Consider the following 12,128-nt stretch of genomic DNA (forward strand, 5'->3'; position numbering starts at 1 on the left):
CGCCGTCCCTGATGCCCGATGACGGTGCGTCAGTCTGGAACGTTCGTGCACAGATCGCGGTAGGCCGCCGGGGTCAGGCCGTAGGCGCGGCGGAACCAGCGGCCGAGATGGCTCTGGTCGGCGAACCCGACCGCCGCCGCGACCGGTGCCGGCGCCTCGCCGGCCGCCAGCCGCCGCCGGGCCGCCCGCAGGCGCAGCCGCACCAGATAGGCATGGGGCGACAGGCCGAAGGCGGCGCGGAAGGCGCGGTTCAGGCGGAAGCGGTCGACGCCCGCGGCGGCGGCCAGCGCCTCCAGCCCGACATCCTCGGCCATCCGGGCATGGAGAAGCTCGCGGGCCAGCGCCGCGGCGCGGTCGGGCCGCAGGCGTGGCCGCTCCGGCGGCGGGGCGAGATGGCCGGCCAGCCGCGCGGCGAGGCGGTCCACCGACAGGTCGCGGGCCAGCCGCCCCTCGCCCTGATGCAGCGCCAGGAAGGCGGAGCGGATCGCCGCGGCGAGGCCGGGATCGTCGGCCAGCGTGTCGCGGAAGCCGAACGGAAAGCCCGCCGGAAGGCCCAGTGCCTGGCCGGAGGCCGCCAGCAGCGGCACCGGCAGATAGAGCATGGCGTAGGTGAAGCCGTCCTCGCCCGGGCTGTGGCCGTCATGGGCCTCGCCGGGTTCGATCAGGATGACGCGGCCGGGGGTGCTGGTGTGCAGCCGGCGGCGGCAGCGGAAGGCCTGCACCCCCTGTTCGGTGACGCCGACCAGCAGCTCGTCATGGTCGTGCAGGTCGTAGGCATGGCCGTGGAAATGGGCACGGATGGTCTCGATGCCGCTCTCCGCGTCGCGGCGCACCGCCATCCAGTCCCTGCCCCGGTCCGCCGGCATGCCCATACGGCCCCTCCGCCGCCGGATCGCTCCACCGGAAGCCCCGGCGGGCGTCCGGTCAGTAGATCAGTTCGTTCTCGCCGCTGCCCTCGGAGATGACCAGCTCGCCGCGGGCGGCGAGATCCTTGGCCAGCTGGACCATGTACATCTGCGCCTCGTCCACCTCGCGGACGCGGACCGGCCCCATGGCCGCCATGTCCTCGCGCAGGATCTTGGCGGCGCGTTCGGACATGTTGGAGAAGAACAGATCCTTCAGCGTCTCCGACGCGCCCTTCAGGGCGGTGCCCAGCTTCTGCTTGTCGACGGTGCGCATCAGGGTCTGGACGCCGCTGGGGTCGAGCTTCGACAGATCCTCGAAGGTGAACATCAGCGACTTGATGCGCTCGGCGCTGTCGCGGTTGCGCTCCTCCAGGGCCGCCATGAAGCGGTGCTCGGTGGTGCGGTCGAGGCCGTTGAAGATTTCCGCCAGCATCTCGTGGCTGTCGCGGCGGCTGGTGCGGGCGAGGTTGGTCATGAACTCGGTGCGCAGGGTGCGCTCGACGTCGTCCAGCACCTCCTTCTGCACCGCCTCCATGCGCAGCATGCGCATGATGACCTCCATCGCGAAGCTTTCCGGCAGCTGGGTCAGCACCCGGCCGGCATGTTCGGGACGGATCTTCGACAGCACCACCGCGACGGTCTGCGGATATTCGTTCTTCAGGTAGTTGGACAGGACCGATTCGTTGACGTTGGCCAGCTTGTCCCACATGGTCCGGCCGGCCGGACCGCGGATTTCCTCCATGATCTGGTCGACCTTGTCCTTGGGCAGGGTCTTCAGCAGGAGGCGCTCGGTCGAATCGAAGGAGCCGACGAGCGAGCCGGTGGCCGACATCTGCTCCGCGAACTCGACGAACAGGCGCTCGATCAGGTTGGCCGACACGGTGCCCAGGTTGGCCATCACCTGGGACAGCTCCTTGATCTCCTCGTCGTCCATCAGGGAGAACAGCTTGGACGAATGCTCCTCGCCCAGCGCCAGCATCATGATGGCGGCCTTTTCGGGGCCGGTGAGGGTCCGGTAATCCTCGCGAACCTTCAACGCCATATGCCTGTCTCCACCAATCCGCATTCATGGACGGGGGTAAGGGGCCGCGATGCGCGGCCGGCCGTTCCCATCGACACGATCCTGATCGTCCGTTGTAATACGATCCAGTTGGGGGTTCCATCCCCAAGGGGGGAGCAAAGAAGGGACAAATTTAGTCAAATCCCTTCCTTGTCCCCTTTGCCCCCCTTGCCCCCTATGGGGGCCGTGGCCTCAGCCGAAGCGTCTGGCGATCACCGCATAGGCGGCGCGCAGGCCGAGCGCCTCGCCGCCCTCCGGACGGCCGGGCCGGGCCGATCCGTTCCAGGCATAGGTGTCGAGATGGGCCCAGGGCGTGCCCTTGGACACGAACTCCTGCAGGAACAGCCCGGCGGTGATGGCGCCGGCGAACCCGTTGGTGGTGACGTTGTTGATGTCGGTCACCTTGCTGTCCAGCCCCTTGCGGTAGGGCGCCCACAGCGGCAGCCGCCACATCGGGTCGTCGACCGCGCTCCCGGCCTCGGTCAACTCATTGGCCAGCGCGTCGTCGTTGCTCATCAGCGCCGGCAGGTCGGGGCCGAGCGCGACGCGGGCGGCGCCGGTCAGGGTGGCGAAGTCGATCAGCAGGGCCGGCTTCTCCGAATCCGCCTCGGCCAGCGCGTCGCACAGGATCAGCCGGCCCTCGGCGTCGGTGTTGCCGACCTCGACCGTCAGGCCCTTGCGGGTCTTCAGCACGTCCAGCGGCTTGAAGGCGTTGCCCGACACCACATTCTCGACGGCGGGAACCAGCACGCGCAGCCGCACCGGCAGGCCGGCCATCATGATCATGCGGCCCAGCGCCAGCGCATGCGCCGCCCCGCCCATGTCCTTCTTCATCATCAGCATGCCCGACGACGGCTTCAGGTCGAGCCCGCCGGTGTCGAAGCAGACGCCCTTGCCGACGATGGTGACCTTCGGATGCTCCGGGTTGCCCCAGCGCAGGTCGATCAGCCGGGGGTCGCGCGGGCTGGCACGGCCGACCGCATGGATCGCCGGATAGTCGCGGTCGAGCAGATCCTGGCCGACGATCACCTCGACCGCCGCGTCGAACTCGGCCGCCAGATCCTGCGCCGCCTGGGCCAGCTCGGCCGGGCCGAGGTCGCAGGCGGGGGTGTTCACCAGGTCGCGCACCAGATGGGTTGCGGTCGCCGCCCGCTCGACCTCGCCATGGTCGGCCTCCGCCGGCCAGACGAGGCAGGCGAAGCCCTTCTCGGGCGGCTTCTTGTAGCGGGTGAAGCGGTAGCTGCCGAGCGCCCAGCCCAGCGCCGCCCGCGTCGCCGCCCGCGCGTCCAGCCCCCCCTCGATTTTGCTGTCGATCCGGTAGGAGCCGGCCGGCAGCGAGGCCGGCAGCCCGGCGAAGGCCCACAGGTCATCGAGGGCGGACACGCCGGCCAGCACGCGGGCGACGGCGCCGTCCGGCCCCGGCAGGAAGACGGTCGATCCGGCCTCGCCGGTGAAGCCCACCGCCTTGACCCAGGAAGCGACGGCCGGCGTCTGCGCGGCCAGCCAGTCGGCCAGTCCGGCCTTGGTCACGGGGGTGAGGGCGACGGTATCGGGACCGCCGACGGCAAGCAGGGTGGCGAGCAAGACGGGTAATCCTTCTCACGAAATCACGTCACGCATCCGGTGCGGATGCCCACCCCCAAGGATGGCGTGCCGAACGCCGGCTGGAAAGGGGGAGGATGCGCCGGACAGGCATGGCGGAGGCGCCCGACGGCTCTCCGGCCACGCGTCGGCCGTCCTTGACCGGAGCTTGCGGAGATGCGGAGGGGGCGGCATGCTCGGCCACCGATTTTGCGCGATCCCGCGCCTGCCCGCGAGGTACCGATGTCCGACATGACCCTGGTGATGGGAAACAAGGCCTACTCGTCCTGGTCGCTGCGCCCCTGGCTGGCGATGAAACAGGCCGGGCTGCCGTTCGCCGAGACCGTGATTCCCCTGCGCCAGCCCGACACCGCCGCGCGCATCGCCGCACACTCGCCGTCCGGCCGGGTGCCCTGCCTGCTCGATGGCGACCTCGTCCTCTGGGATTCGCTGGCGATCTGCGAGTATGTGGCGGAACTGGCGCCCGGGGCCGGGCTGTGGCCGGCGGACCGCGCCGCCCGCGCGGTGGCCCGCGCGGTGTCGGCGGAGATGCATTCCGGCTTCGTCTCGCTGCGCACCACCATGTCGATGGATCTCAGGCGCGACCGCAAGGGCGAGGGCATGACGGAGGCGACCGCCGCCGACATCGCCCGCATCGAGGCGCTGTGGGCCGATGCCCGCACCCGCTTCGGCGGGCCGGCGGGCGGGCCCTTCCTGTTCGGCGCCTTCACCATCGCCGACGCCATGTTCGCCCCGGTGGTGACGCGGCTGGAGACCTACGGCGTCGCGGTGTCGCCGGAAACGCGCGCCTACATGGACGCGGTGCTGGCCCTGCCGGCGATGCGGGAATGGACCGCTGCGGCCAAGGCGGAGCCTTGGGAGTTGCCGCTCTGACCGCCCTCGGCGGTCCCTCCCCCGATGGGGAGGGAGGCGCCCCCGGTCAACTTGGAATGCGGGCGATCACCTTGATCTCGAAATCGAAGCCGGAAAGCCAGGTCACCCCGACCGCCGTCCAGTTCGGGTAGGGAGCCTGGGGGAAGATCTCGCTCTTCACCGCCATGATCGTCGGGAACTGGTTTTTGGGATCGGTATGGAAGGTCGTCACGTCGACGATGTCGTCGAAGCCGCAACCCGCTGCCCGCAGGGTTGCCTTCAGGTTGGCGAAGGCCAGCCGCACCTGCGCCCCGAAATCCGGTTCCGGCGAGCCGTCGGCGCGGCTGCCGACCTGGCCCGACACGAACAGTAGCGTGTCGGACCGGATGGCGGCAGAATAGCCATGCGCCTCGTAGAGCGCATGGCGGTTCTCGGGAAATACCGCGTCACGTCGGGTCATATCGGTCTCCTTTCGAGCCTTGGTCCGGCAAGGGCGGAATCGCCATGCGGGAATGGGTCGCTGGTCGCGCATTTCACATACGCGACGTATGTAGAAGACTGGCATACGTCGCGTATGTCAAGCGGATTGCGCGACGCATCTGACTGGAAAGGATCGCAGTGGCTGCGAAGCGTCGCATCGACACGATGGAGGAGAACCGCAGGAAGCTGCTGGCGGCGGCGCGCAAGGCCTTTGCAACGAAGGGCTTCGCAGCGTCGTCGATGGATGAGCTGACCGCGGATGCCGGGCTCACGCGCGGCGCGCTCTATCACAATTTCGGCGACAAGACCGGCTTGCTCGGCGCCGTCGTGGCGGAGATCGACGGCGAGATGGCCGAGCGTGCGAAGCAGGCCGGGGCCTTGGCCGGCGACGGCTGGGAGGGGCTGCTCGCGGAGGGGGCCGCCTACATCGAGATGGCGCTGAACCCCGAGGTCCGGCGGGTCGTGCTGCTGGACGGTCCCGCATTCCTGGGCGATCCGTCCCGCTGGCCCAGCCAGAACGCCTGCCTGGCCGTCACGAAGCAGGCGGTGGCGGAGTTGGTGTCCGACGGCGTCATGAAACCGGTCGACGTCGAGGCCGCCGCGCGCCTGCTGAGCGGAGCGGCCTTGAATGCCGCGCTGTGGGTCGCGTCCAGTGACGACCCGCAATCCGTTCTGCCGAAGGCGATCGCAGCGTTCAGGCTGATGGCGGGCGGCTTTCTGGCGGAGCGGCGCTGATCCGGCGCCGGCGGTCCGGTTCCAACGGAAACGGGAAACGGCGCGCCACCCTGCCGGATGGCGCGCCGTTTTCATATCCGCCCACCGCCCCGCCGGTGAAGGCGGGGCAGGGAGCAGTCTTCGTCACTCCGCCGGGATGGCGCGCGGCAGGGTCACCGGCACGGCCAGACGGTGCAGCATCTCCTTCGGCACCACCTGCCAGAAATGGCCGAGCTCGCGCTGCCAGTCGTTGAGGATCTCGGCGGCGAAACGGCTCTGCGTCTCCGCCACATGCTCCTCGATCAGGGCGCGGAGCTGGGCCTCGTAATGCGGCACCTCGATCCGCTGGAAGATGACGCTTTCCTCGTTGATGTGCAGCGGCAGCGAGTCCTCCGGGTCGTAGAGGTAGGCCATGCCCCCGGTCATGCCGGCGGCGAAATTGTCGCCGACCTTGCCCAGGATGACCGCCGTGCCGCCGGTCATGTACTCGCAGCCGTTGGAGCCGCAGCCCTCCACCACCACGGTGGCGCCGGAGTTGCGCACCGCGAACCGCTCGCCGGCCTGGCCGGCGGCGAACAGCTTGCCGGCGGTGGCGCCGTACAGCACCGTGTTGCCGATGATGGTGTTCTCGTTCGACAGCAGCGGGCTGCTGGTCGCCGGACGGACGACGATGGTGCCGCCCGACAGGCCCTTGCCGACATAGTCGTTGGCGTCGCCCATCACCTCCAGCTTGATACCCTGGACCGCGAAGGCGCCCAGCGACTGGCCGGCGGTGCCGCGCAGGCGGACGGTGATGTGGCCGGGCTGCAGCCCGAACATCCCGAACTTCCGCGTGACCATCGAGGACAGCCGCGTACCGATGGCACGCTGCGTGTTCCGCGCGTTGTAGGCGAGCTGCATCTTCTCGCCTTCCTCGAACAGCGGGCGGGCATCGGCGACGATGCGGGCGTCCAGCGTGTCAGGCACCTCGTTGCGGCCCTGGAGCGTGCAGTAGCGCGCGTTCTCGCCCGGATCGACCTGAGCCAGCAGCGGGTTGAGGTCGAGGTCATCCAGATGGGCGCCGCCGCGGCTGACCTGATGCAGCAGGTCGGTGCGGCCGATCACCTCGGTCAGCGAGCGGACGCCCAGCCGGGCCAGGATCTCGCGGACCTCCTCGGCCAGGAAGGTGAAGAGGTTGACCACCTTCTCAGGCGTGCCGACAAACTTCTCGCGCAGCGTCTCGTCCTGGACGCAGACGCCGACCGGGCAGGTGTTGGAATGGCACTGCCGGACCATGATGCAGCCCATGGCGATCAGGCTGGCGGTGCCGATGCCGAACTCTTCCGCACCCAGCATGGCGGCGATGACGATGTCGCGGCCGGTCTTCAGGCCGCCGTCGGTGCGCAGCCGCACGCGGTGGCGCAGCTTGTTCAAGGTCAGGACCTGATGCACCTCCGACAGCCCCATCTCCCAGGGCAGGCCGGCGAACTTGATCGAGGTCTGCGGGCTGGCGCCGGTGCCGCCGGAGTTGCCGGAGATCAGGATGATGTCGGCGTTCGCCTTCGCCACGCCGGCGGCGATGGTGCCGATGCCCGACCGGCTGACCAGCTTCACCGTGACCTTGGCGTCCGGGTTGATCTGCTTCAGGTCATAGATGAGCTGGGCCAGATCCTCGATGGAATAGATGTCGTGGTGCGGCGGCGGGCTGATCAGGGTCACGCCCGGCGTGGCGTGGCGCAACCGCGCGATCATCTCCGTCACCTTGAAGCCGGGCAGCTGCCCGCCCTCGCCGGGCTTGGCGCCCTGGGCGACCTTGATCTCCAGCTCGCGGCACTGGTTCAGGTACTCGGCGGTGACGCCGAAGCGGCCCGACGCCACCTGCTTGATGGCGGAGTTCCAGTTGTCGCCGTTCTTGTCGGGACGGAAGCGCGCCGGATCCTCGCCGCCCTCGCCCGAGTCGGACTTGGCGCCGATGCGGTTCATGGCGACGTTCAGCGTGCCGTGCGCCTCGGGCGACAGCGCGCCCATCGACATGCCCGGCGTGATGAAGCGCTTGCGGATCGCGGTGATGCTCTCGACCTCGTCGACCGGGACGGCGGCCTTGGTGGTGCGGAACTCCAGCAGGTCGCGCAGCTGCATCGGCGGCCGCTTGTTCACCTGCTCGGAATACTTCTTGAAGGTGGTGTAGCTGTCGTTGGTGACGGCCTGCTGGAGGGTGTGGATGATGCCGCCCTCCCAGCCATGGCGGTCGCCCGACTTGCGGAAGCGGTAGAAGCCGCCGACCGGCAGCGGCAGCGCCTCGCCGGCATAGGCCAGCGCATGCTGCTCCAGCACCTTCTTCTGGATGCCGTTCAGGCCGATGCCGGAGATGCGGCTGACCATCGCCGGGAAATGCTCGGCGACCAGGGCGCGGCTGAGGCCGATGGCCTCGAAGTTGCCGCCGCCGCGATAGCTGCTGATGACCGAGATGCCCATCTTGGACATGATCTTCAGCAGGCCGTCGTCGATCGCCTTCTTGTAGTTCGTCATCGCCTTTTCCAGCGACAGCGAGCCCAAGAGGCCGCGGCGCTGGCGCTCGGCCACCGCTTCCTGCGCCAGATAGGCGTTGACGGTGGTGGCGCCGACGCCGATCAGCACCGCGAAGTAATGGGTGTCCAGGCATTCCGCCGTGCGCAGGTTCAGCGAGGTGAAGGTGCGCAGGTTGGAGCGGATCAGGTGGGTGTGGACCGCGCCGGTCGCCAGGATCGCCGGGATGGCGGCGCGCTCCGGCCCCATCGCCTCGTCGGTCAGGATGACGTGGTTGGCGCCGCCGCGCACCGCGTCCTCGGTCTCCTGGCGGATGCGGCGCAGCGCGTCCCGCAGGGCGTCGGGGCCGCCCTCCACCGGGAAGGTCGCGTCGATCTCGGCCGCCGTCTCGCCCATATACTCGCGCATGGCGCGGAATTCGGCGGTGGTCAGCACCGGGCTGTCGAGTTGCAGCAACCGGGTCTGGCTCTCATCCTCGTCCAGGATGTTGCCGAGATTGCCGAGCCGCGTCTTCAGGCTCATCACCCGGCGCTCGCGAAGCGAGTCGATGGGCGGGTTGGTGACCTGGGAGAAGTTCTGGCGGAAGAAATGATGCAGGCCGCGATACTTGTCGGACAGCACGGCGATCGGGCTGTCGTCGCCCATCGAGCCGATGGCCTCCTTGCCGTCCTCCGCCATCGGGTGGAGGATCAGCTCCATGTCCTCCATGGCGAGGCCGAAGGCCATCTGGCGGCGGCGCAGCTCGGCCTTCTCCATCTCCGACGCCTCGCCCTTCAGCGCGGCGGTCTTGACCAGCTCGTCCAGGTGCGTGGTGTTCTTGACCCACTGGTTCCACGGCTTCTGCCCGGCCAGATGGTCCTTCAGCTCGCGGTCGTTGAACAGCTTGCCGGCCTGGAGATCGACGGCGATCATCTCGCCCGGGCCGAGGCGGCCCTTCTCGACCACCTGGTTCTCCTCGATCTTGACCATGCCGGTCTCGGACCCGCCGATGATCAGCCCGTCGCTGGTGATGGTGTAGCGCATCGGGCGCAGGCCGTTGCGGTCCATGCCGCCGACGACCCAGCGGCCGTCGGTCATGGCGAGCGCGGCCGGGCCGTCCCACGGCTCCATCACCGAGTTGCAGTAGGCGATCAGCGCCTTGTGGTTGTCCGGCGTGGTCTGCGAGCTGGTCAGCGCCTGCGGCACCAGCATCATCTTGACCATCGGCGCGCTGCGGCCGGCGCGGACCATCACCTCGAACACGGTGTCGAGCGCGCCCGAATCCGACAGGCCGACGCCGATCACCGGCTTCAGGTCGCCCATGTTGCCGCCGAACACCGGATGCTCCATCCGGGTCTCGTGCGCCTTCATCCAGTTGACGTTGCCCTTCAGCGTGTTGATCTCGCCGTTGTGGGCGAGCATGCGGAAGGGCTGGGCCAGCGGCCAGGTCGGGAAGGTGTTGGTCGAATAGCGCTGGTGGTAGATGGCGAAGGCCGACTCGAAGCGGTCGTCGGTCAGGTCGGGATAGAAGGTGGAGAGCTGTTCGGCCAGGAACATGCCCTTGTAGATGATCGAGCGGGCCGACAGCGAGCAGATGTAGAAGTCGGTGATCTGCTCGCCATGGACCGCCTTCTCGATCCGGCGGCGGATGATGTAGAGGTCGAGCTCGAACTGCTCGTCCGACACGCCCTTGCTGTTGCCGACGATGATCTGCTCGATCTCGGGCCGGGTGGCGTTGGCCTTCTCGCCGATGATGTCGACGTTGATCGGCACCTGACGCCAGCCATAGATGTAATAGCCGAAGGCCAGGATCTCGGTCTCGACGATGCAGCGGCAGGCTTCCTGCGCGTCCAGGCTGATGCGCGGCAGGAAGACCTGGCCGACCGCCAGGTTGTTCTCCGGCGGCAGGTGACCGATGATCTTGACGTGGTCCTTGAAGAACTTCTGCGGCACCTGGACATGGATGCCGGCGCCGTCGCCGGTCTTGCCGTCGGCATCGACCGCGCCGCGGTGCCAGACCGCCTTCAGGGCTTCGATGCCTTTCTCGACCACCGAACGGCGGGGCTTGCCGTCGATCGCGGCGATGAAGCCGACGCCGCAGGCGTCGTGCTCGTCGGCCGGATTGTAGGCGTGGGCAGTGGTCAGCGCCGCGGCGTTGGCGCGGAAGTCGGCGACGAACTGCTCACCCTGGTTCAACTCGGTGGTCATGGAACGACCCTTTCACAGTCTGGACGTTGACCTGGGGGACCGAAGGGAAGGCCCCCTGGGGTAGACGGTGGTACTGATGGCGAACTTGGGTGGGAGACTGTTGCCCCCTCCCTAACCCTCCCCCGCCTCGGCCGGCCAAAGGCCGGTCCGATCGCGGGAGAGGGGACTGCCGCCGCCTTCCCGTAAGGCACCCTCTCCCGCGAAGCGGGGGAGGGTCGGGGAGGGGGCAGGCGGCCTTGCGACGGGAGCGCCTTACTCCGCCGCGACCGCCAGCTTGGGCATGCCGACGGTCTGGGCGTAGGCGTGCATCGCCTCGGCGGCGTCGCGGCCGTCGCGGATGGCCCACACCACCAGCGAGGCGCCGCGCACGATGTCGCCGGCGGCGAACACGCCGTCCAGACCGGTCATCTTGGTGCGGTGGTCGACCAGCAGCGTGCCCCAGCGGGTGACGGTCAGGTCCGGCGAGCCGAACATGCCCGGCAGATCCTCCGGCTCGAAGCCCAGCGCCTTGATGACCAGATCGGCCGGCTCGGTGAATTCGGAGCCCTCGATCACCTGCGGGGTCTGGCGGCCGGTGGCGTCGGCGACGCCCAGATGGATGCGGACCGCGCGCACGCCGGTCACGACGTCGTTGCCGGTGAAGGCCTCAGGCGCGGCCTGCCAGACGAACTCGACGCCCTCCTCCTCGGCATGCGCCACTTCGCGCTGCGAGCCCGGCATGTTCTTGCGGTCGCGGCGGTACAGGCACTTGACCGAGGTGGCGCCCTGGCGGATCGCCGTGCGCACGCAGTCCATCGCGGTGTCGCCGCCGCCCAGCACCACCACCTTCTTGCCGGCGGCGTTCAGCGAGCCGTCCTCATAAGCCGGAACCGAGTCGCCCAGCCCGACCTTGTTGGAGGCGGTGAGGTAATCCAGCGCCGGCACGATGTTCCTCAGCCCCGCGCCGGGGGCCTCGATGTCGCGGGCCTTGTAGACGCCGGTGGCGATCAGGACCGTCACATGGCGCTCGCGCAGCTCGGCCAGGGTGGCGTCGCGGCCGACCTCGAAATTCGGGTGGAAGATCACGCCGGCATCGGCCAGCCGCTGGACCCGGCGGGCGACGACGTCCTTCTCCAGCTTGAAGCCGGGGATGCCGTAGACCAGCAGGCCGCCCATGCGGTCGTAGCGGTCGTAGACATGGACCTCGTAGCCCTTGGCGCGCAGTTCCTCCGCGGCGGCCAGCCCGCCCGGGCCGGCGCCGATCACGCCGACCGAGAGGCCGAGTTCGCGGGCGGGGGTGCGCGGCTTGACCCAGCCGTTCTCCCAGGCGGTGTCGTTGATGTACTTCTCGACCGAGCCGATGGTGACGGCGCCGTGGGTCGACTGCTCGATGACGCAATTGCCTTCGCACAGCCGGTCCTGCGGGCAGATGCGGCCGCAGATTTCCGGGAAGTTGTTGGTGGCCTGGGAGACCTCGTAGGCCTCCTCCAGCCGGCCTTCCGCCGTCAGCTTCAGCCAGTCGGGGATGTTGTTGGAGACCGGGCAATGCACCTGGCAGAAGGGAACGCCGCACTGCGAGCAGCGGTTGGCCTGCTCGTTGGCGCGCTCGTCGCTGAAGCGGGCATAGATCTCCGCGAAGTCCTGGCGGCGGTCGGCGGCGGACCGCTTGTCGGGCATCTTCTGCGCGGTGTGCACGAAGCCCAACATCTTCTGGTTCGCCATGACCTTTGCTCCTTCGCTTCGCCGCCCCGCGGGCTGTCGCGGGGACGTCGCCTGACCGGGGGCTGCGGCAGGGGCCTGCACCGACCGGCTGGGTTGAAACCGAATGTCCGCGAAGTGGCGGA

Annotated in this window: 8 protein-coding genes; 2 read left to right on the forward strand and 6 right to left on the reverse strand. The window is 69.0% G+C overall.

The window, feature by feature from the left end:
* Window positions 1–29: 29 nt before the first annotated feature.
* From AL072_RS03550 to AL072_RS03560, 3 genes are all read right to left on the reverse strand, one after another.
* The gene (locus AL072_RS03550; protein WP_045581487.1) at window positions 30–872 is read right to left on the reverse strand and encodes an AraC family ligand binding domain-containing protein; all 843 of its coding nucleotides are present in this window, start codon (window positions 870–872) and stop codon (window positions 30–32) included.
* Between the two features lie 52 nt (window positions 873–924).
* On the reverse strand, window positions 925–1,947 hold the full coding sequence (gene fliG, locus AL072_RS03555; RefSeq protein ID WP_045581486.1) for a flagellar motor switch protein FliG: 1,023 nt from the start codon (window positions 1,945–1,947) through the stop codon (window positions 925–927).
* A gap of 210 nt (window positions 1,948–2,157) precedes the next feature.
* Window positions 2,158–3,549: a leucyl aminopeptidase family protein gene (locus AL072_RS03560; RefSeq protein WP_045581485.1), complete on the reverse strand. Its 1,392-nt coding sequence runs from the start codon at window positions 3,547–3,549 to the stop codon at window positions 2,158–2,160.
* A 240-nt stretch (window positions 3,550–3,789) separates the two neighbouring features.
* Between AL072_RS03560 and AL072_RS03565 the strand changes: the two genes are divergently transcribed.
* Window positions 3,790–4,440, forward strand: coding sequence for a glutathione S-transferase family protein (locus tag AL072_RS03565; RefSeq protein WP_045581484.1), 651 nt, complete (start codon window positions 3,790–3,792; stop codon window positions 4,438–4,440).
* 46 nt (window positions 4,441–4,486) lie between these two features.
* Here the strand turns inward: AL072_RS03565 and AL072_RS03570 are convergent, their stop codons facing one another.
* On the reverse strand, window positions 4,487–4,879 hold the full coding sequence (locus AL072_RS03570) for a RidA family protein (protein ID WP_045581483.1): 393 nt from the start codon (window positions 4,877–4,879) through the stop codon (window positions 4,487–4,489).
* A 158-nt stretch (window positions 4,880–5,037) separates the two neighbouring features.
* On the opposite strand from AL072_RS03570, the gene AL072_RS03575 reads away from it, so the two are divergent.
* The gene (locus AL072_RS03575; RefSeq protein WP_200909773.1) at window positions 5,038–5,634 is read left to right on the forward strand and encodes a TetR/AcrR family transcriptional regulator; all 597 of its coding nucleotides are present in this window, start codon (window positions 5,038–5,040) and stop codon (window positions 5,632–5,634) included.
* 123 nt (window positions 5,635–5,757) lie between these two features.
* Here the strand turns inward: AL072_RS03575 and gltB are convergent, their stop codons facing one another.
* Window positions 5,758–10,305: a glutamate synthase large subunit gene (gene gltB / locus AL072_RS03580; RefSeq protein WP_045581482.1), complete on the reverse strand. Its 4,548-nt coding sequence runs from the start codon at window positions 10,303–10,305 to the stop codon at window positions 5,758–5,760.
* A gap of 252 nt (window positions 10,306–10,557) precedes the next feature.
* A complete protein-coding gene (locus AL072_RS03585; protein WP_045581481.1) occupies window positions 10,558–12,006 on the reverse strand; it encodes an NAD(P)-dependent oxidoreductase in 1,449 nt (482 codons plus the stop codon).
* Window positions 12,007–12,128 lie beyond the last annotated feature (122 nt).

Origin of the sequence: Azospirillum thiophilum (assembly GCF_001305595.1) — a bacterium.
GTDB classification, from domain to species: Bacteria; Pseudomonadota; Alphaproteobacteria; order Azospirillales; family Azospirillaceae; genus Azospirillum; species Azospirillum thiophilum.